We start from the raw sequence: 20,415 nt of genomic DNA, 5'->3' as shown, positions 1-20,415 counted from the left end.
TTTGCCTCCTTTAACTTAACCAATAGCAGATCCCCCACACACCTTCAGTACTTCTCCTGTTACATAATCGGCAGAAGCTAAATAAACAACAGCGTCAGCTATATCTTCTGGGTGCCCTATTCTTTTTATTGCCTGGTTTAACTGATAATTCATCCCTTTAGTTATTGCCGTTTCAACAGGTCCAGGGGCAATACTATTACAGTTAATACCTAACTCGCCGACTTCTTTTGCAATCCACTTTGTCATAGCAATCACTCCACCTTTTGATGCCGCATAAGCTGGACCAGATCTTCCATTTTCCCCATTTCCCCCTTTATCACCTGAAAAAGGACCACCCATAATACCAGAGATAGAGCTAATATTAATGATTTTTCCTGATCCTTGCTTTTTCATATGTGGATAAATAGCTGCTTGCGAAAATAGGAATGTTCCTCTAAGGTTTGTATTAATATCTCTGAACCACATGTCATCAGTCATATGTTCTAAATCTAAACGTGAACAAGTTCCAGCATTATTCACTACAACATCGATACTTCCAAAATGTTCGACTGTTTTATTGACCACACCTTGGACCTGTTCTCTTTCTTTAATATCAATACTGAATACTAGCACTTCCGCTTCGGGATTCACTTCTTTAATTTGCTGTTTTGTGTCTTCGCAGTCCAAAAGATCAACAAGGACGATATGTGAACCATCTTTAGCTAGCGCTATGGCAGATGCAGCCCCAATTCCACGAGCACTTCCAGTTACAATAGATACTTTATTCTTAAGTTTTTGTGTCATATACATTTCCTCCTAGTAAAATAATTTTCTACATACCAAGTAGATCAGGCAGCCAGTTTGATAAGGCTGGGATAAACGTAAGAAGAAGTAGAACAATTATAGACGCAATTAAAAATGGGAAAATACCTGTAGTTACTTGTTTTAAGGATAGGTCTGATATCCCACATGCGACATATAAATTTAAGCCAACCGGTGGAGTAAATAGCCCAATCGCAAGGTTAACTGTCATGATTACACCAAATGTAGTTGGATCAACACCAATTTCCAGCATGATAGGTAATAAAATAGGTACGAATAGATAAAAGGCAGAAATAGCATCGATGAAAGCCCCTACAATTAATAAAATGAGTGTTACTAAAAGTAAGATAATAATTCTGTTGTCTGTTAACCCTAACATGGCATCCGAAATACTTTGTGCCATATGTTGTGTAGTAATAATATAGGATAGAAAAGATGCTGCTCCTACGATAATCATGATAATTGCTGTTTGAACCCCTGCATCAACTAGAATCTTTGGCAACTGCTTAATTTTCAGCTCTTTGTAAATAACTAAACCAACAAACAGAGCATAAAATACAGCTACTACTGCGGCTTCAGTAGGAGTGAAAATTCCTCCATAAATACCTCCGAGAATGATAACAGGAATTAAAAGTCCCCAGATCGCTTCATACGACGCCTTCACTACTTCTTTGAATGGAGGCTTTTTAGGCTTGGTGGACTTTATTACTTCCTCTCCACTCTCAGCTGTTGCAGCTGCTTGGGAAAGACCAGCCCCTTGTCTTTTTCTCATGATAATGAAACATGCAATTAATAGTGCAAGGCCCATTAAAAGTCCTGGAATGATACCTGCTATGAACATTCTACTAATCGTAATTGGCACTGTATCACTAGCGATTACGGCATAAATAATAAACGCAATACTTGGCGGTATGATGATACCAATTGACCCGGAGCTTGCTACTAAGGCTGCTGCAGTATGTTTTGGATAACCATCTTTCACTAATGCAGGGATTAAAATCCCACCAATTGCTGCTACTGTAGCCGGGCCAGACCCTGAGATTGCTGCAAAAAACAGGGCAGTCATAATCGTCACCATCGCAATTCCATTTCTTCGATGGGAAACACATACACTAGCAAAATCTATTAGTCTCTTAGATATTCCGGAGTGTTCCATAATAACACCCGCTAAAACAAAAAACGGTATAGCTAGTAAAGTAAAAGAGGAAATACTCGCGTTCATAATGCTAGGGATTAATTGTAAAGCCCCGAACCCTTTATCTATAAATAGAACGACTAAACCCGCTATTCCTAATGCAAAGGCAATTGGCATATTTATCAAAAGTAGAATAAAGAAAGTTCCAAATAATATCAATTCTGTCATGAGTTACTCACACTCTCATTCTTAATTCCTAGAATACTTATTAGCGTTGTTTCAACAGTTCGAATGATACATAAGATCGAGCCAATAGGAATGCTAAGTGAAAAGATCCATCTCGGCCAACCTAGAGCAGGTGTCGTTTGCCCTCTATCCATTTGGGATTGCATAATTTCAAACCCATGATACGTAATCACCGAAAAGAAAAATACAATGATTGCGCCGATTAAAATACTGCTAATTGTTTTACTGACCTTATTAAAATTTTCATAGATTAAACTAAAACCTAAATGTGCTCCTTTATAAATTCCAACAGAGGCACCGACAAAGGTAAGAAGTACGAATAAATTTACGGTTATCTCTTCAGTAAATGCAATTGAAAAATTAAAGATGAATCTAGATAAAACGTTAGCGAAAGTAATGGTAGCCATAATAGAGAGACATAATGCTAAAATAGAATATTCAATGTATAATAACGCTTTGCTCATCTAACTCCCCCTTTGAACGGTTTCTGTAAGAATGGGCCAGTAATCAATATTCGATTACTGACCGTTCCTACTCTAGTTTTGTTGAAATGCATTTAGCAACTCTTCGCCCCAAACACTTTTATATTGTTCATAAATTGGCTCAACAACCTTACGGAATGCTTCTTTTTCTTCTTCATTAAGTGTGTAAATTTCCATTCCGCTATCTTCTAGTTCTTTAAGCTGTTCCGACTCCAATTCTTGCGCTAATTGAATTTGGTATGCGTTCGCATCTGCTCCAGCTTCCTGCAGGATCTTTTGATCTTCATCACTCATCGAATCAAATAACTCTTTGTTAATACCTAGAATAAGAGGATCGAAGGAATAATCCCACACAGTCATATAATCCTGCACCTCATTTAATTGCGATGAATGGATAACGTCAACTGGATTTTCCTGACCATCAATCGTTCCTTGTTGTAAAGACGTAAACACTTCTGAGAAAGTCATAGAAGTTGGATCAGTACCAAACATTCTCCAAAGATCTGTATACATGGAAATCCCAGGAATTCTTATCTTTAAGCCATCTAAGTCTTCTGGAGTTTTTATTGGATGTTGGCTGTTTGTAACTTGGCGGAAACCATTTTGACCAAACCCTAGTGGTTCTACTCCATTCTCTCTTAAAATATCTTTGATCATTTCTCCACCTTCACCATCAAGTAACGAATAGGCACTGTCTAAATCTGGGAAGATAAATGGTGCACTCAATACACCTAAGCGTTCATCCATAATAGAATAGATAATCGTTGAGTTATAAGACATTGCCTGCATACCATTTGATACTTGTTCAACAGCAGTCCCAGAGTTTCCACCTGATAACTGTTCATTAGGATAAACGGAAATTGTAATACGTCCATCTGATTTTTCTTTTACATCTTCGGCAAGCTTCTCTGCAGCCTTAAACCAAGTAGATGCTTCTCCAACGGTTACTGACATATCAAGATCATATGTTTCTCCTTTAGAAGCTTCTCCGCCAGATGTTTCTCCACCAGCTTCGTCATTTCCACCACAAGCCGCCATAATAAATGTAAGCGTTAACAATATTACCCCTAAAAAAAACTTTTTCATTCTCATTTCCTCCTTTTTAAAACTAGTCTTTTAGTTTTCCTATCTTCTGAAATTCTTGTTTATACCCTATTTGATATGAAATATCTTTTGAAGCATAAAGTAATGCAGAAATGATACTATGAATCTTCTTTTTATCTCTTATTCTTGGCGCAACTCCAGCAATACAAAGGGCAGCAATTATTTCCCCTCTGTAATCTTTAATAGGTGCTGCAAATCCTCGAAGTCCGATTTCAAATTCTTCATTATCAATTGCGTAACCTGCTTCTCTAACATGAATAATCTCTTCTTTTAGTTTCATTTTTTCAGTAAAAGTATTTTTTGTATATGATATAAAACTTGTATGATCTAAGTAATCATTTAACTCATCTTCTTCTAATGACGATAAGAAAACCTTGCCTGAAGCGACTGAATAAGCAGGTGCCTTTGCCCCTGAATCAAGAACAATTCTTACGGCATGGGGACTTTCTATCTTATCTACATACTGACAGTCATTTCCAGTAAACATTGCTAACAAAGAACTTTCTTTAAACTCCTCTGCAAGTGAAATCAAGTAAGGTCTAGATAGAGTTACTACATCAAACTGCTTTTGTGCATTAACCCCTAAATTAATAAATAACTGTGATAATCGTAAATAATTATCTGGAAGCTTTTCTAAATAACCTAGGTCTATTAAAGTAGCTAAAAACCGATGAATAGTACTTTTGTTCATATCAAGTTTTTTTGCTAGTTCAGCAGGAGTTTGCGCTTCATCAGATATCGCTTTCATTATTTCAAAAGCTCTTTCTACACTTTTGATATTATAATCCAATATTCTCTCACCACCTCCCTTAGGTTTATTTAATAAAACCTAGGTTTCATTTTTGAATACCCTTACAATAATATGATTATTCTGAAAAGTCAACGATTTCATAAAAATTAAAATTATCTAAATTATTATAATATTCCACCCATAAAACTAAACTTATAACTATTACTCTTCAAGAACAATGGAAACCATAAAGTATTTTTGCGTAATAAAAATTGCAATAACTTTCTTATAATTGTAAACTGATTGAAAATGTTTGAAACCTTTCCTAGTCTATTTTTCCTAAATGATTAGGTATGTTTAATAGAAAAGTAAATAGTAAAAGGTCATCGGTATTTTGACAGCATTTTTATAAAGCTGATGGATATTCCGTTACTTATTTTAATTTTTTAATTTTGTTAATATTAAGTTAATAGTTTAGGGAAGGGAATCGTTAAAACATGAAAATCATAGGTGAAATTTTTTCTAATAGACTGCCTTTGCTCATTGTTTTAGTAGCCATTTGTACTTATCTTTCCCCAGTGTATTGGAATGCTGCATCTTGGGTTCCAAGCTTACTGTTAGGGGTCGTCATATTTTTCACAGGTATTTCAATGAATATAGTAGCCATTAAAGGAATTCGCACAAAAAAGAGAGAGCTTTTTCTAGCGGCTCTTCTAAAATGGACACTGACAGTGGTCGTATCAATAGGGTTAGCTTATATTTTCTTTTCATCTAATCCAGAAATTGCAGCAGGTATTATTTTATCAGGAACCGTCCCAAGTGCTACAGCAGCAACATTGTACACATTTTTAGCAGGAGGTAACACATCACTAGTGATTGCTTCCTCATTAATAGATATAGCCATAAGCCCAATTGTTACTCCTATTTCTATGCTCGGCCTTTCTGGTAGCCAGGTATCTATATCTTTTTTCAGCTTGCTCCAGTCGTTTCTATTCATCGTTGTTCTTCCTTTGGGAGCAGGGCTGTTTATTCAACGTCTATCTCCTCAATTAGCAACTCATTCTAAATCTATTACAAGGTTAGGTTCTTCCCTTTCATTATTATTAATTATCCATACAATCGTTGGTAACGGCACAGAAGCGATCAGCAATGAACTCGGACTACTACCCCTTATTGTGTTTGCTACCTTTATTCAAGTCGTTTTTCCAATGGCAGCTGCTTATTTTATCGCAAGAAGGCTATCCATTGGTGAGAAGGATGCTCGAGCCATTCTTTTTCAAGTAGGATTATGTAATACAGCACTTGCTGCCATATTGGCATTTGAATTTATCGGCGAGCTTGCAGCGATTGCGCCGATTGTTAATATGATCATAAATTTATCTGTAGGTTCACTGATATCAAATCACTTCGCTAAAAAAGATAAAATTGAATCCGGTCAGTATTCCGTGCCTGGTGTATTAGATAATAATGTCGAATAGTTTTTCCATAAAAAAAGACCCCAGTGTGCTCCATGTTGTAATAGTAAAAAGTGCCTGGCACCACCCGAAATTTATCAAATAGTGTCGAAAGTAGTGTTGCTTTATATTTTCGAGAAAAAACAACCTCTTGTGCTAGATGTTAAACCTCTCTGTTTTTAACTTAGACTACACAGGGGATTATGTGCATTCTTTAACACTAAAACAGAACGTACGTTTCCTTTTATCTAGTAGTTTAAAAAGAAAAATGATAAACTAAAGTTAACAACTACATAAGCAGGGTGGGCGGTTAGCCACTTCCCTTGAAGGGAGGTGGAAAAGATGACGACATACGAAGCAATAACTATTGCACTAAATTCAAACTTGGTTTTGATAGGTGTTTTAACTATTGTTGTTATGTTAAGTCAAAACAAAAAAAAGTAACTTGCCCGCCCTCGACGGTCTCTCTTATTTATAGGGATAGGTAGGAGTTTCTTTATTCTTCTTTATAATCAATCATATGTATTGAGTTTTATATTTACATACATAACAAAAGGGTGTTCAAAATTGAACACCCTTTTTCATTCTAACTATTAAATACGTATCGTAGCACCAGACGAATTAGTGCGGAAATGTCCATTATCGTTCTACATATCCCAAAAGTCATTCATATTAGCTTTCAGATCTATTTTCCTCACAGCTACTAGTATCTTGTTCTACCTCTATTGCTAATAATCCATTTCAATTAATAAACTTGCTGTATGTTCGTCTGTTATTAATACGTTTGCATACTTCCCTTTTAATGCTCCATAAATCGCTTCTAGTTTTTTCGGTCCACCAGCTACAAGGATCGACTTTTCTTTTTTTGCTAGTTCGTGTAGTTCAATCCCAATGGTTCGATTATTTAAATTCTCAACACATATGTCACCATTTTTATCAAAAAATCTAGAGCATATTTCCCCAGCTGCTTTAGATTGTATTTGGTGTTGGTCTTCCTTCGAGAAATATTCTGCTTGTAATAAAACTGAATCCACGACAGGAGTTCCTACACTAAAAATGGCAATGTTAGCTTGCTTACCTAATTCAAGGATTTTATGGATATGTCGATCAGCTTCTATCGCTTGCTTAACAACAATATGGTCAACAATCGCTGGTAACGGTAACAAAAAGGTTTGTGTATTAAATGCTTCTCCGAACAAATGAATAATTTCAGAAGCATAGGTCTTTGTCTCTGAATGACTGACTCCACCATTGAGCTGAACAACTGTTGTATGACTAATAGGCTTTGGTTTTAGTTTTGTTGCTACCTCATAAACAGTAGTACCCCATGATGCTGCAATAACATCATGATCTTTTACCACTCTATTAAGGTAACTTGCTGCCACCTCTCCTAAATGCCTTTTAATTAACGTATGGTCATACTCTGAAACAGAAGCAACAACGACTTCTTTCAGGCCAAACTTATCCTTTAAACGCTCCGTTAATAACTCACCTGCTTCAACAGGGTTATGAATCTTTATTTCAACAATCCCTGAATCCTTTGCTTGCTTTAATAATCTTGAAACGGTAGGTCTTGATACATCTAATTTTTTGGCAATCTCTTGTTGGCTATAATCTAATTGGTAGTAGAGTCTAGCGACTTCAATAATTTTATTAAGCTTTTCATTTTCCATTTAAACAGCACCTAAATAATAATAATAATTTGGGTAGATCTCTCTAATTACTATACATGATACATGTTCCAAAATAAAAGAGAGAGGCTGACACCTTTCCTAATCGTCAGCCTCTTGATGTTTACTTATTCTTGAATTAATTTTTTAACACGAGCAACAACGTTCTCAACAGTAAAGCCGTATTCTGCTAAAATTCGTTTTTCTGGAGCAGAAGCACCAAATGTATTAATAGCTAGAATATCACCTTCGTCACCTGTATAACGATCCCATCCTAGTGGTGATGCCATTTCGATTGCTAAACGCTTTTTCACGTCTTTTGGTAGTACGGAACGTTTATACTCATCTGATTGAGCTTCAAAACGATTCCAAGCTGGCATACTTACAACAGAAGCTTCGATTCCCTCCCCGGCTAAAACTTGCTGTGCTTCCACTGCAAGACCAACCTCAGATCCTGATGCTAATAAAAGAACATCAGCAGTTTCTTTTGCAGCTGGAGAGATGACATATGCTCCTTTTTGAACCCCTTCATATGCCGTTTCTTTTGTATTTTTAATTGTTTTTAAATTTTGTCGAGTTAATATAAGTGCAGTTGGAGTTGATGTTGATTCAATCGCTGTTTTCCAAGCTGCAGCTGTTTCGTTACCATCTGCTGGACGGACAACTGATAGATTAGGCATTGCACGCAATGATGGCAATTGTTCAATTGGCTCATGTGTTGGTCCATCTTCACCAACAGCGATACTGTCATGAGTAAAGACATACGTTACAGGTAGATTCATTAATGCTGCTAAACGAATAGCTGGTCGTAAGTAATCAGAGAATACAAAGAATGTTCCGCCAAATGCATGCAAACCGCCATGTAATGCCATACCATTTAATGCAGCGCCCATTGCAAATTCACGAACACCGAACCAAATATTACGTCCACCGTAATTTGCACTTGTGAAGTCTCCGCCATCCTTAATCGTTGTTTTATTAGAACCTGCTAAATCAGCTGATCCTCCAAAGAATGATGGTAGTTTTTTTGCAATTCCATTTAATACTTCACCTGAAGATGCACGTGAAGCAAGACTTGTACCTTCTTCATATACTGGAATTTCTTTATCCCAGCCCTCTGGTAGTTCTCCACTTATTGCATGCTGGAATTGTTTCGCTAGCTCTGGAAATTCTTTTCCATAAGAAGCCAATACATCGTTCCACTCGTTTTCCTTTGCTATTCCTGCTTCTTTTACCGTTTTATTAAAGTGATCATATACTTCGCTAGGTACATGGAAGTCTTCCTCAAACGTCCAGTTATAAGCTTCTTTTGTTAATTTGATTTCTTCTGCACCCAGTGGAGAACCATGTGAATCAGATTTACCAGATTTATTAGGAGAACCGAAACCAATTGTTGTTCTTACTTCAATTAATGTTGGATGATCTAAGTCTAATTTTGCTTGTTCAATCGCACTTGAAATTTCGTTCAAGTCATTTCCGTCTTCTACACGAATAACCTGCCAGCCCTGAGCAATAAAGCGTTGCTCTACATTTTCAGAGAATGAACGATTTAAATCTCCATCTAATGAAATGTCATTTGAATCATAAAGAACAACAAGACGCCCTAATTTTAAGTGAGCCGCTAAAGATGCTGCCTCTGAAGAAATACCTTCCATTAAATCACCATCACCACAAATTGCATATGTAAAATGATCGACAACATTATAAGATGGCTTATTATACGTTTCAGCTAGATGACGCTCAGCCATTGCCATACCAACTGCCATCGCAATTCCTTGTCCTAATGGACCTGTTGTTGCATCTACACCTACAGTGTGACCGAACTCTGGATGACCTGGTGTTTTACTTCCCCATTGTCTAAATGATTTTAAATCATCAATTGTTAAATCATAACCAGTTAAATGAAGTAGGCTGTATAAAAGCATTGACCCATGACCTGCTGAAAGAACAAAACGATCACGGTTAAACCAGTTTGGATTTGATGGGTTGATATTCATGAATCTTGTCCAAAGAGTATAAGCCATTGGTGCAGCACCCATTGGCATTCCAGGATGTCCTGAATTTGCTTTTTCGATTGCATCAATAGATAATGTACGAATTGTTTCGATTGATAATTTTTCTGTTTGTGTTAGTTCACTCATTATGTTTTTTCCCTCCGAGAACTTATTTATTTTCTAAACAATACTTGATTGTCTTGAATTAGTAATTGACCTGAAGGCTGATCAGATAAACTCCAATCAACTACGGCTTTTTTCAATTGATTAGCAATAACTCGGTCTAATGCAGTAGGTTTTGGTCCTCCACATTGAGACTCATCGATCTCAACGATTTTCCAATCAAGATCAAATTCTCCGAAGTGAACTCCTAGTTTTACTGGATCTACTGATTGGTCCATCAATAAGAAAGTATAACTCTCTTGTTTAGCTTCTTTCATCCTAATATGCTGCTTTAACTGCTCAATTTCTTCCTGACTAGTGTTTGTCACAACTTTTGCTTCAACTGCTAGAGCAGAATTCAACAAAAGTTTTGATAAGCCATTACCAGGAATCTGCACATTAAAGACTCTTACCTTTCCATATGACAACGAACTTGCTGTGTCTCTTACACTCTCTATGTATTCAACAATTGAGTTTAAAGCCGTATCATAGCCTAATGTAAGTTCGGAACCTTCTACACTATTAAAAATACTAATCGGAACGGATAAAAGTTTCGGTAAAAATTGATTTATTTTGGCTTCACTTCCACCTAATAAAATAACTTTATCCAAATTTGATAATTTATCTTCTAGTACCGACGTTTTTTCGTTCCATATATCATTAGGAAAACTACTTAATACATAGCCATCTAAGCCTAAATTTGATGAAAAGCCCTTTGAAGTTAATTCTTTTAGTTCTATCTCTTTAGACACTCTATTGTATTCGATTCCATATACGGTTTTCTCTTGTATGGATAGTCTTTCTATAAGGGTACGAACGATTTGAACTGTACCTGCTGAAGCACACCCAAAATGAGCTACACCTATTTTCATCTACGTTACCACCTTCAGAAAGAAATTTCGTTCACTACTCATTGAACATTTGTTACATTGATTAGTATACATAAAATAATGAAAAAGATAAATACATAAAAGCATAATTTTCAAAAAATAACGATTTTGCCACTAGTCTTTAAAATGATGAAGTTTAGATCTTTGAAACAGCGTGCTGCCACACGCACAAAAAGATCCCAATAGGGTTTACCCTATTGGGATCTTTTTGTGTTTTTCATGTAGATCTGATTTTAAGAAAAATTCAATTACAAATGCCGAAACTCCCAGTGCTGCTGAATAGTTAGTTAATTCTGCAAAGTTTATTTTAAGGTTTGTTTGATTATGTCTCAATGAATGCCTCTCGATAACTTCAACTATTGGTTTTAATAATAATTCTTTTGCCAATGCCAAGCGATTGCCAATAATGATTTGCTGTGGATTAAATGTATTAATAATATTAGTGATTCCAATGCCTAAGTATCTACCAATTTGATCAAATAGTGAGATAATTTCCTCATTTTCTTTTGCTAGTTCAACTAACGATTCCAAGCTTATCTCTTCTGATTTTATTGATAATTGTAAGTATTTAGCTTGGTGTAATAATGCTTGTTCGGATGCGTATAACTCCCAACATCCAGTACTTCCACATCTGCACTCTTTTCCATTTATTTCAATTATCATATGACCCATTTCACCTGAAAATCCATCGGCTCCTCGATAAAGTTCATTATTTAAAATAAACCCTACTCCAATACCAATTCCAGCACTTAAATAGATAAGGTTTTCATACTCTTTTCCAGATCCGAAACGTTTTTCTCCGTAAGCACCTGCATTTGCTTCATTATCAATAACGACAGGGAGGCTATATTCCTTTTCAATATCTTGTTTTAAGTTAATATTTTCCCACCCTAAATTAGGAGCGAGCAATATGTTATCCCCATCCTTATTAACAATACCAGGTACAGCAATTCCAACCCCCACAACACCGTAGTGGCTATTCGGTGAAGAATTTAGTAAGAATTGAATAATCTCTTTAATAGTAAGAATTGTTTTTTCGTAGTCCATATTATTCACATGCTTCATCTTCTCACTCACTATATTGCCTGTAAGATCAGTAAGAACACCTAATATATAATTAACCCCTAAATCTATTCCAATGGAGTATCCTGCACGTTCATTAAATAGCAACATCACTGGGCGCCTTCCACCGCTAGATTCTCCAGGTCCAGACTCATAACAAATTTTTTCTTCTAATAACTCGTTGACTAATGAGGAAACGGTTCCCTTTGTTAGTCCCAAATGTTGTGATATGTCAGCACGGGATATGGGAGCTTGTTCTTTAATTGTATGTAACACTAGTGATTTATTATTAACCTTTACTAATTGTTGATTCCAAGTCATATTCTTTACTCCTCAAATTTAATATATCTAATATATCTGAATAGATCATTTAAACTGACCCTTTACTCTATTTATAACACATAAAAAAGAAAAATAAATACTTAGTTAATTCAATAGACAAACTAAGTTGATGCTGATACAATCAATTTGTAGAAATGAAAACGGTAACAACATTTGTTATCAAACTTTCAAGTAAACTAATGATTGTTTATTAAAACTATTTTTGGAGGAATGAAAATGAGTTATTTTAAAAATGTTAATCATGTAAAATATGAAGGTTCAGATTCTACGAATCCTTTTGCGTATAAGTATTACAACCCAGAAGAAACAGTTAACGGTAAGAAAATGGAAGAATTTTTACGTTTTGCCGTATCCTATTGGCATACGTTTACAGGAGAAGGTACAGATCCATTTGGACAAAGTACAATGGTACGTCCATATAATATGTTTTCTGGAATGGACTTAGCAAAAGCACGTGTGGAAGCTTCATTTGAATTTTATGAAAAATTAAATGTTCCATACTTCTGCTTCCATGATTTTGACGTTGCACCTGAAGCAGATTCACTAAGTGAAACGTTTAAGAACCTAGATGAAATTGTGGCCATGATTAAAGAGTATATGAAAACAAGTAAGACAAAGTTATTATGGAACACTGCTAATATGTTTTCTCACCCACGTTGGTTACATGGGGCAGCGACATCGCCAAATGCTGATGTATTTGCTTATGCAGCAGCAAAAGTAAAGAAGGGTTTAGAAATTGGTAAAGAACTTGGTTCTGAGAACTACGTGTTTTGGGGTGGTCGTGAAGGATACGATACATTGCTAAACACAAACATGAAGCTTGAACTTGATAATCTTGCACGTTTCTTCCATATGGCAATAGATTATTCAAAAGAAATTGGTTATGATGCTCAATTTTTAATTGAACCAAAGCCGAAGGAACCAACAAAACATCAATATGATTTTGATGTGGCAACTAGCCTAGCGTTTTTACAATCATATGGCTTAAAAGACCATTTCAAATTTAATATTGAAGCTAACCATGCAACACTTGCTGGTCATACGTTTGAGCACGAATTACATGTAGCTCGTATTAACGGTATGTTAGGTTCAGTAGATGCAAACCAAGGGGATACATTACTTGGTTGGGATACAGACGAATTTCCAACAGATTTATACTCTACAACACTAGCAATGTATGAGATTCTCAAAAATGACGGTCTTAAAACAGGAGGGCTAAACTTTGACGCGAAAGTGAGAAGGGGCTCATTTGACCCTGAAGACTTGTTCCATTCACATATTGCAGGAATGGACAGCTTTGCTATCGGTACAAAAGTAGCTCAACGTTTAATTGAAGATAAAGTGTTAGACAATTTTGTTGCAGACCGTTATAGCAGTTATACAGAAGGGATTGGACTCGATATTGTTGAAGGAAAGACAAACTTCCATAAATTAGAGCAATATGCTTTCCAACTTGACACGATTGAAAATAAATCTGGTAGACAAGAATACTTAAAAGGAATTTTAAATAAGTACATTTTAGATACTTTTGCGAGTGTAAGTGTGAAATAAACATAAATTGAAAAGACAAGCAAAGGTACTGGATTCATATTTAAGTGTTCCAGTACCTTCTATCTAGAAAAGGGGTGAATTTTCATGAAATATGTAACCGGCATTGATTTAGGAACGAGTGCAGTAAAAGTATTATTAATGAATGAAAATGGAGAAGTTTGTAAAGAAACTTCGAGGTCATATCCGTTAATACAAGAACAGTCTGGTTATAGTGAACAAAATCCTAATGAGTGGATAGAAAAAACAATGGAAGCATTAAAGGAACTCGTAGAGCAATTTGATGGGGACGTAGAGAATATTCAAGGGATTAGTTATTCAGGACAAATGCACGGTCTTGTTTTACTAGATGAAGAGTATAACGTTTTACGCAATGCCATCCTTTGAAATGATACGAGAACAACAGAGCAATGTCAGCGAATATACAATACAATTGGAGAAAAACGCCTGTTAGACATAACTAAGAACCAAGCATTAGAAGGTTTTACTTTGCCAAAGTTACTCTGGGTTAAACAATATGAGCCAGAGCTAATAGAAAAAACAGCCGTTTTTATGTTACCAAAAGATTATTTGCGCTTTAAAATGACGGGGCGAATTCATAGTGAATATTCAGATGCTGCAGGAACATTATTGTTAAACGTCGGTCAGAAGAAGTGGAGTGAAGAACTATGTCAGTTAGTAGGAATTGATATAAATATTTGCCCACCTTTAGTAGAATCACACGAGTGTGTCGGAACTATTACTGGAGAAATTGCTGAACAAACTGGTTTAGCTCCATCCACCAAAGTATTCGCAGGTGGAGCCGACAATGCCTGTGGCGCAATCGGATCAGGCATCCTTTCTGAAGGAAAAACATTGTGTAGTATTGGAACATCTGGTGTTGTTCTTTCTTATGAGGAACGAAATGATCGGGATTTTCAAGGGAAAGTCCATTATTTCAATCATGGAAAAGAAAATGCTTTTTACACAATGGGAGTAACATTAGCGGCCGGACATAGTTTAAGTTGGTTTAAAGATACTTTTGGAGAAAAGGAAACGTTTGAATCGTTATTAGCCTGTCTAAAAGATGTTCCTATTGGATCAAATGGTCTTTTATTTACACCTTATTTAGTAGGGGAACGTACGCCGTATGCAGATTCCAACATTCGTGGAAGTTTTATAGGTATTGATTCTTCACACAAACGAAATGATTTCGCACGATCAGTGATTGAAGGAATTACCTTTTCTTTGAATGAATCCATCGAAATATTCCGAGAAAGTGGGAAGACAATTGATACAATCATTTCCATTGGTGGTGGAGCAAAAAATGATACGTGGCTTCAAATTCAAGCCGATATTTTCAACGCTACAATTGTAAAATTATCAAGTGAACAAGGACCGGCTGTAGGAGCAGCAATTCTAGCTGCATACGGTTGTAAATGGTACGAATCCATAGAAGAGTGTGCAGATGTTTTCATAACCTCTGCTAAAACATATACACCTGTGCCGGAAAACGTCGAAGTGTATGGACAACTTTACCATTTATACAAAAATGTTTATATACAAACAAAAGAACTGAATGAAGGGTTAAAGAAATTCAGGAAAATGTAATAACCAAAGATAAGGCAGGATCCTGAGAGTTTAGTTAAGTAATTTCGAAAATTCAAAATAGAGGGGAGTATAAAGACAGATTTTAGATTATTAAACCAAAAAAGCAGGTTATTTGAAATCATCTTTTTTACCATATAAATAATTAAGTTTATTGAAAGCGCTATAAAAATTAGAATGCATTAAATTGAAAGCGCTGTTAATACTTATTGTTAAATGGAGCTTAGATGATAATTAATAAAACAGTGTTACTTGGATAAAAAATAGTTTACTTTTAAGTTATTTATAAAATATTCAGGAAATCACTTTCTTATTTGGTTATTAAAATCTGTCTTTAATAAACTATGAAACAAAAACGAAACTCACTTTATATTTTTTCAATTACGCTAGTGGCTTGTATTGGAGGTTTACTTTTTGGGTATGACACTGCTGTAATATCTGGGGCTGATAAGTCAATAGAAGCCTATTTAGTTAAACCTTTAGGCTTAGGGTCGTTAGCACATGGTGCAACAATTTCTAGTGCATTAATCGGTTGTATCATTGGAGGCTTAATATCTGGTTATTTCGCGTCAAAATTTGGTCGTAAGAATTCACTTATCGCAGCAGCTGCCCTTTTCTTCCTATCAGCTTTAGGATCTGCTTATCCTGAGTTTTTATTTTTCACAAAAGGAGAACCATCCATCTCTTTATTACTTACCTTTAACCTGTATCGAATCATAGGTGGAATTGGTGTCGGCTTGGCTTCAGCGATTGTTCCAATATATATAGGAGAAATTGCACCTGCTAATATTCGTGGTAGATTGGTATCGTTCAATCAATTTACGATCATTTTTGGTATGTTGGTTGTTTACTTTGTTAACTGGGGTATCGCTAACGGACAACCATTAGAATGGATCAACGATGTGGGATGGAGATATATGTTTGCTTCGGAAGCAATTCCAGCTCTATTGTTTGGTTTACTATTACTTTTCGTTCCAGAAACACCTCGATACTTAACATTAAAAAATCAAGATGATAAAGCTCTAGCTATTCTTACTAAAATTAATGGATCTTCAGAAGCAAAATCTATCTTGAAAGAAATTAAACAAACAGTGACGGTAAATGTTTCCTCTGAAAAACTATTTGCTTACGGAAAATTAGTGATCATTATTGGAATCTTGCTCTCAGTATTCCAACAATTTGTTGGTATCAACGTTGCTTTATATTATGCTCCTCGTATTTTTGAAAGCATGGGGGCTGCAAAAGATGCTTCGATGTTACAGACAATTGTTATGGGACTCATCAATGTAGTCTTTACTGTCATTGCCATTTTGACAGTGGATAAATGGGGACGTAAACCTTTATTAATAGTAGGTTCCATTGGTATGGCTATTGGTATGTTTGGTGTAGCAGGACTAGCCTTTTCAAATGTTATAGGGATTAGTACTTTAATATTCATTATTATATACACAGCTTCATTCATGATGTCATGGGGCCCAATATGTTGGGTATTGATTTCTGAAATCTTCCCTAACAAAATTCGTGGACAAGCCGTGGCCGTTGCTGTAGCTGCACAATGGGCTGCTAACTATCTGATTTCATCTACTTATCCAATGATGATGGAATATAGTAGTGGTTTAACCTATGGTTTCTACGGTCTAATGAGTGTACTTTCAGCTATATTCGTTTGGAAATTTATTCCTGAAACTAAAGGAAAGACCCTTGAACAAATGGATAATGTTTGGAGAAAACCTAGTGTTAATCAGCATAAAGCAGTATAAACTTATTTCTGAATCCTTTACTATTATAAATAATAAATCTGTGAGAGGCGCATGAATGATTTCATGCGCTTATTCTAATTCGCTTTTTGAAAATATATACTGGAAGTCTATCTAATTATGTGAAAGTTAATCTAGTGTTATTTCAAACAAAAAAAGTAACTCGCCCGCCCTCGACCAAAGGATAACGGTTAGTTACTTCTTTTTTTAGAAATACTTATCAAATTAGTTAGCCGCTCACTTTGCAGAATGTAGTTGCGGTGAGAAGTAACCATTCCATCCTCCTGACCAAGGTAATGGGTAGAAACTTCTTATTGTGATACTTATTTATCTTAGCTTGGTAGAGACTAAAACCATTAATAAAGTTATGGAAAACAAACTGCCCGAAGGCCCATGGATAGCCCCATCTTTATTAATGTCCGCAATGATTACTGTTGCTCCTTTTTTTGCTAATTCATTTGCTAGGCCCTTTCAATCCCTCTTTCCGATGCTGCATTAGTAACTACCGCAACTCTATTTTCCATACAATCATTCCCTCTCAATTACTCTCTTAATAAAGTAGTCACTGTATACTTACAATAGATTTGGCAGGAATAATACAATTCCCGGAACATACGTAACGATAAAGAGAACAATGATAGCAACAACAAAATAAGGAACCAGAGCACGTACCGTTTGTAATACAGGGATATCTCCTATTTTTGATGCCATTAATAAATTTAATGCCATTGGTGGAGTGATGAGGCCCACGGCCAAATTAACAGTTTGTATAACTCCAAAATGAATTGGGTCAATTCCAACCGCTAAAACTAAAGGCAAAAATATTGGGGTGGTGATTACAATAGCTGTAATCGTTTCCAAAAAGGTACCGAGTATTAAATAAATTATATTTAACATTAATAAAATTACATATGGATTTGTTGTAAGACTTGTAACAGCTTCAGCAAGTTTCATAGGAACCTGTTCAGTAGTGATTAACCATCCAAAAACACCGGCTAGCCCTATAATAAGCAATATAATTGCACTCATTAACGTTGAGTTACCTGATATAAAAACTAGTTTTTTAAGCCCTATACTTCTATAGAGTAGACATGAAACTAGTATCCCATATAAAGCAGCAATTGCACCGGATTCGGTTGGTGTAAAAATACCAGAATAAATCCCTCCCAACACGATAACAGGCATCAAAAGGGCAGGTAACGCATTTAAAAAGTTTTTCTTTAAGCTTTTATTGCCTTCTGGATCTAATTGGATTTGTCCTGTTGATGCTTCGTTCGTCACTTTTTCTAGGGAGGCAGCTACCTCATTATTTTTTATTTGCTTATTATACATAAATCGATTTACAATCATAAAACCAATGGCCATTAAAATACCTGGAACAATACCACCTAAAAAAAGCTTAGCAATCGAGACTTCTGCATTAAACCCATAAATAATAAGGGGAATACTTGGTGGAATTAATACTCCTAAAAAACCTGCTGCAGCTGTTACAACTACAGCATTTTCACGGGAATACCCCTTCTTAATCATCTCTGGTATCATAATACCGCCGATGGCTGCAACAGTTGCTGCTGAAGAGCCCGAAATTGCACCAAAAAATAAAGAAGCAATTACGGTTACATGCGCTAACGCACCCTTTATTTTTCTTAGCATTCCATTGATAAGATTAATCAAATGTTTTGAAATATCCCCCTCTTTCATAATATCTCCTGCTAAAATAAACAGAGGAATCGCCATCAAAGAGAATGAATCTAACGAGCCAAAACTTTTTGTTACTAATACAATGGTATTAGAAGGATCGTTTACCAACCAGTGAAATAGAGCACCAATCCCGAAACTAAATGCAATTGGTATACCTATTAGAACTAGGAAGAAAAATAAAAGTAGTGTCCACAAAACCATTTTCTACCCCTCCTTGCTAATATCTAGATTTTGATTTTGGTTAAATTCGGTTTTTTTAGGGATTATTATGTAAATACAATTAATGGCCATTAAAATACCACCTAACAAAAGAGGAATTAATGGCCAAGCCATTGAAATTTGGAGGGCAGGCGTAACCTGCCCCAACTCAATCGTATCCATTATTAGAGTAAAGGCTAAATATGCATAAGAAGCTGTAAAAATGAATACGATCGCAGCTCTAAACTTTTTTAAAGGCTGTAGATACTTCCCCTTAATAACTAAATCTAAGATATCAACATTTAAATGAGAGTTTAAGTAAATGGCAGTGGAACTCATAATTAACACCAAATAAATCATTATATACCGGATAACCTCTTCAACCCACGGTAGTGGTAACTGGATTATAAAGCGATAAAACACCTGAAGATTTGCTAATCCGGTCAACACTAGCATTAGTATTCCAGCTAGATAAATTAGTGATTTGTTTATGCGTTCCATTTTTATCTACTCCTTGTATTCAAGCATTTTATTTACAAGATCTTCTCCAATAGCAGGTGCTACTTCCTCATAAGTTGGTAAAGCACTTTCTTCAAATCGCTTAATTTCTTCTGGAGATAATCTATGAACTTCAACTCCTGCCTCTTCCATCATTTCACCATATTTCACTTCCATATCAAGACTATATTTCAATTGTTCTTTACCAACTTCAGTTGCAAGTTCCTTCAATGTCGTTTGCACATCTTCCGGCAATTTATCCCATGTTTTCTTACTTACCATAAATGCTAATACACTATAGATGTGTTCCGTGTACGTATAATAAGGCTGTACTTCATAAAATTTAGAACCGTATGTTAATCCAGGACCGTTGTCTTGACCATCTACAACTCCCTGTTGTAAACCTGTATATAATTCATTAAATGCCATCGGTGTTGGAACAGTGCCAATACTTCCAAACCAATCTAGTGATGATGGGTTTTCAACAACTCTCACCTTTAAACCTTCTAGATCATCAATACTTTTTATAGGACGTACTGAGTTTGACATAGAGCGATTACTATGATGCCAATAAGAGATAACCTCAAACCCTTTTTCTCTCGCACTCCCAGCAAGTTCTTCTCCGATAGCACCGTTTACTATTTCGTCTTTTTTCTCTTGATCAGACGGGAAAATATATGGTAAATCCCATACTTGGTATTCTGGAACAAAGTTCCCCATTGCAATAGTACCAACAAGCGCCATATCAACTACACCTTGTTGCATTCCCTCTAGCATTTCTCTGTCAGCACCTAACTGACTAGCAGGATATGCTTCTACTTTTACTTGACCACCAGTCTGTTCTTCCACTTTTTCGGAAAAATCCTCCACATATTTTTGCCAAGGATGTTCTGTATCAGCGGGGCCTACATGACCAAGCTTTAAGACATACTGTTTCTTCTCTCCACCTGATGATTCCCCTCCTGCACTTTCATTCTGGTTACCGCACCCTACTAAAAACAAGGAAAAAATTAGCGTCATCGATAATAAAAGTGTGAATTTTTTTCTCATTTAA

Annotated in this window: 15 protein-coding genes and 1 pseudogene; 4 read left to right on the top strand and 12 right to left on the bottom strand. The window is 35.7% G+C overall.

Annotated elements, in window-relative coordinates; genetic code table 11:
- Positions 1-15: 15 nt before the first annotated feature.
- From ACFFIX_RS10030 to ACFFIX_RS10010, 5 genes are all read right to left on the bottom strand, one after another.
- A complete protein-coding gene (locus ACFFIX_RS10030) occupies positions 16-783 on the bottom strand; it encodes an SDR family NAD(P)-dependent oxidoreductase (protein ID WP_378933325.1) in 768 nt (255 codons plus the stop codon).
- A gap of 28 nt (positions 784-811) precedes the next feature.
- Complete coding sequence (locus ACFFIX_RS10025; RefSeq protein ID WP_378933322.1) at positions 812-2,164, bottom strand: TRAP transporter large permease; 1,353 nt, start codon at positions 2,162-2,164, stop codon at positions 812-814.
- Entirely contained in the window at positions 2,161-2,646 is a 486-nt protein-coding gene (locus tag ACFFIX_RS10020; RefSeq protein WP_378933319.1) for a TRAP transporter small permease, read from the bottom strand. Before ACFFIX_RS10020 ends, ACFFIX_RS10025 begins: the two co-directional genes overlap by 4 nt.
- Before the next feature lie 72 nt (positions 2,647-2,718).
- Positions 2,719-3,750: a DctP family TRAP transporter solute-binding subunit gene (locus ACFFIX_RS10015; RefSeq protein WP_378933317.1), complete on the bottom strand. Its 1,032-nt coding sequence runs from the start codon at positions 3,748-3,750 to the stop codon at positions 2,719-2,721.
- A 22-nt stretch (positions 3,751-3,772) separates the two neighbouring features.
- The gene (locus tag ACFFIX_RS10010; protein WP_378933313.1) at positions 3,773-4,558 is read right to left on the bottom strand and encodes an IclR family transcriptional regulator; all 786 of its coding nucleotides are present in this window, start codon (positions 4,556-4,558) and stop codon (positions 3,773-3,775) included.
- A gap of 437 nt (positions 4,559-4,995) precedes the next feature.
- On the opposite strand from ACFFIX_RS10010, the gene ACFFIX_RS10005 reads away from it, so the two are divergent.
- On the top strand, positions 4,996-5,976 hold the full coding sequence (locus tag ACFFIX_RS10005) for a bile acid:sodium symporter family protein (protein ID WP_378933310.1): 981 nt from the start codon (positions 4,996-4,998) through the stop codon (positions 5,974-5,976).
- 704 nt (positions 5,977-6,680) lie between these two features.
- Here ACFFIX_RS10005 and deoR read toward each other — a convergent pair.
- From deoR to ACFFIX_RS09985, 4 genes are all read right to left on the bottom strand, one after another.
- Positions 6,681-7,625, bottom strand: a complete 945-nt coding sequence (deoR, locus tag ACFFIX_RS10000; RefSeq protein ID WP_378933307.1) for a DNA-binding transcriptional repressor DeoR — start codon at positions 7,623-7,625, stop codon at positions 6,681-6,683.
- Between the two features lie 125 nt (positions 7,626-7,750).
- The gene (tkt, locus tag ACFFIX_RS09995; protein ID WP_378933304.1) at positions 7,751-9,763 is read right to left on the bottom strand and encodes a transketolase; all 2,013 of its coding nucleotides are present in this window, start codon (positions 9,761-9,763) and stop codon (positions 7,751-7,753) included.
- Between the two features lie 26 nt (positions 9,764-9,789).
- Positions 9,790-10,650 (bottom strand): 6-phosphofructokinase, encoded by an 861-nt coding sequence (locus ACFFIX_RS09990; RefSeq protein WP_378933301.1) that lies wholly within the window; start codon positions 10,648-10,650, stop codon positions 9,790-9,792.
- 207 nt (positions 10,651-10,857) lie between these two features.
- A complete protein-coding gene (locus tag ACFFIX_RS09985; protein ID WP_378933298.1) occupies positions 10,858-12,051 on the bottom strand; it encodes an ROK family protein in 1,194 nt (397 codons plus the stop codon).
- 237 nt (positions 12,052-12,288) lie between these two features.
- On the opposite strand from ACFFIX_RS09985, the gene xylA reads away from it, so the two are divergent.
- From xylA to xylE, 3 genes and pseudogenes are all read left to right on the top strand, one after another.
- Positions 12,289-13,623 (top strand): xylose isomerase, encoded by a 1,335-nt coding sequence (gene xylA, locus ACFFIX_RS09980; RefSeq protein WP_378933295.1) that lies wholly within the window; start codon positions 12,289-12,291, stop codon positions 13,621-13,623.
- Between the two features lie 84 nt (positions 13,624-13,707).
- Positions 13,708-15,210 (top strand): annotated as a pseudogene (gene xylB, locus ACFFIX_RS09975) (xylulokinase).
- A 341-nt stretch (positions 15,211-15,551) separates the two neighbouring features.
- Positions 15,552-16,967: a D-xylose transporter XylE gene (gene xylE / locus ACFFIX_RS09970; RefSeq protein WP_378933292.1), complete on the top strand. Its 1,416-nt coding sequence runs from the start codon at positions 15,552-15,554 to the stop codon at positions 16,965-16,967.
- Positions 16,968-17,537: 570 nt separating this feature from the next.
- Here xylE and ACFFIX_RS09965 read toward each other — a convergent pair.
- Genes ACFFIX_RS09965 through ACFFIX_RS09955 form a run of 3 tightly spaced genes read right to left on the bottom strand, consistent with a single transcriptional unit; the run spans position 17,538 to position 20,411 of the window.
- Positions 17,538-18,866 carry a TRAP transporter large permease gene (locus ACFFIX_RS09965; RefSeq protein ID WP_378933290.1) on the bottom strand — a complete coding sequence of 443 codons (1,329 nt, stop codon included), beginning with the start codon at positions 18,864-18,866 and terminating at the stop codon, positions 17,538-17,540.
- Between the two features lie 3 nt (positions 18,867-18,869).
- Positions 18,870-19,364: a TRAP transporter small permease gene (locus ACFFIX_RS09960; RefSeq protein ID WP_378933287.1), complete on the bottom strand. Its 495-nt coding sequence runs from the start codon at positions 19,362-19,364 to the stop codon at positions 18,870-18,872.
- Between the two features lie 6 nt (positions 19,365-19,370).
- Positions 19,371-20,411, bottom strand: a complete 1,041-nt coding sequence (locus ACFFIX_RS09955; RefSeq protein WP_378933284.1) for a TRAP transporter substrate-binding protein — start codon at positions 20,409-20,411, stop codon at positions 19,371-19,373.
- Between the last annotated feature and the right edge of the window lie 4 nt (positions 20,412-20,415).

Origin of the sequence: Metabacillus herbersteinensis (assembly GCF_042433335.1) — a bacterium.
GTDB classification, from domain to species: domain Bacteria; phylum Bacillota; class Bacilli; order Bacillales; family Bacillaceae; genus Metabacillus; species Metabacillus herbersteinensis.
This window is presented reverse-complemented; position numbering and strand designations above follow the sequence as displayed.